Source organism: Pseudoalteromonas sp. CR1 (assembly GCF_019392235.1).
Classification (GTDB): Bacteria; Pseudomonadota; Gammaproteobacteria; order Enterobacterales; family Alteromonadaceae; genus Pseudoalteromonas.
Window position 1 is genome coordinate 1 of record NZ_JAHXRM010000470.1, and the last position, 249, is coordinate 249.

General features: G+C 60.2%; 1 protein-coding gene. It reads right to left on the bottom strand.

What is annotated here, in order from left to right:
* Positions 1-249: hypothetical protein (locus KZZ04_RS20190; RefSeq protein WP_219424034.1), on the bottom strand; the 249-nt coding region annotated here is incomplete at both ends.

Sequence of the window (249 nt, forward strand, 5' to 3'; positions counted from 1 at the left end):
CGACACGGTGCAACGCCACCTGGCGGATCGACAGGCGAATATCGGCCGGCAACACGCGTTTTGCCGCGCCTTCGGCCAGCTCACCCAGCAGGTCGTGGTAGCTCAACTTACCGGCGGCATCGCGGCGCAGCACATCTTCCTCCAGCAACGTCTGGATAAAATGTCGGAAAAGGCTCTTATCGAAGAATTCCGGGGCATTGAGGCCATGCAGGATCGACAGGCGCTGGGCCATGATCGTGCACAGGTCTT